The sequence below is a fragment of the Psychrobacter sp. 1U2 genome (assembly GCF_051847575.1).
In genome coordinates this window covers 1-1,168 of the sequence record NZ_JBPYDC010000357.1, presented here as the reverse complement: position 1 = coordinate 1,168, position 1,168 = coordinate 1, and the positions used below count along the sequence as shown (strand labels likewise).

Here is a 1,168-nt window from a genome sequence, read left to right as displayed (position 1 = left end):
AGATACGCTTTTGAGCGTTTGGCATAACCGGCGATCAAACTTTCGCTGGTATCATAAACATAATCTGTGCCAAAACGAAAGAAAGGGTACTTAAAGACGTTGGCCAGAATAATCATAATCGCCAGCTGCCAGCCGTATATAGCCCCCGCCTGCGTTGATGAAATCAGATGCGAGCCGCCGATGGCAGCAGTTGCCATCAAAATACCTGGCCCAAAGATACGCCAACTGAAGCCTTCTTTTTGAGCCTCTCTAACAGTATCAGGGTTATTAATTGGTTGTGTGGTCATAAGTACCTCGAAATGGTTAAAACGGCAAATTATCACTTACCTGTGTCAGCTTGCCAATGATCATTAAAAAATCGTTCTATTTAAGTCGGGCCGAAATATAAAACGATTCATATCGTATCGACTTTAGCACACCTATGCTATTCAGAATAATGATTATTCAAGTTATTATTACTATTTTTTTGCATTGCCATTACTGGTGGTTATCATAATGAATAAATAATATCAAGCATTAGCATTGTTTTTTTTGGCGGTTCTTTATACCATAATATGCATTCTATATCTGATAATTTCAGACTATTCTTATAATTTATAGCTTTGACCCAAATTTTTGCCGTCGATAAGTAATACCACGTTGTTCATAAACGGCGTAGATTGCGTCTAAAAGATTGGGGATTTTAGGGTGAATAAAGTCTTTTAGTGTATGCAAATACACAGGAGAGGTGATATTCTCATGAATTAAGCGCTGGTAACTGATTTGTTCGGTACGTACTGTGCGTAGGCTGGCTGGTACTAATGTAATTCCTTCGCTTGCCGCCACAAGTCCAAGCGCAACTTGTAAGTCGCTCACCTCAGTCGTCATTAGCGGGGTGATGCCATACCTTGCAAACAAGTGTAACAAAGGTTCGGTGACAGGTTCACTAACTGATAACGGTTCGCTGTCTGTCTCGCCACTTTTGGTCGATAGGGTTGTGGCTGCGGTAGTAGATACTGGTAAATGTGTTTGATGATATAAAATTAGGCGGTTGTTTGCCAAATCGATCAAGCGTTGATCTGTAGTATTGGCAAGTGGGTGGGCTTTGGGCAATGCCACCAGATAGCGCTCATGACGCAATAAAATTTGCTGTATCCAGGCATCTTGATGAGCAAAGCGGCCAAAGCCA

General features: G+C 41.4%; 1 protein-coding gene and 1 pseudogene. Both read right to left on the bottom strand.

Features of this window, described 5'->3' with window-relative positions:
- Window positions 1–287: pseudogene (locus tag ACS8FD_RS15800) on the bottom strand (divalent metal cation transporter); the annotation flags it as partial.
- Between the two features lie 307 nt (window positions 288–594).
- On the bottom strand, window positions 595–1,168 hold a 574-nt coding region (locus ACS8FD_RS15795; protein WP_439276547.1), incomplete at its 5' end, for a LysR substrate-binding domain-containing protein.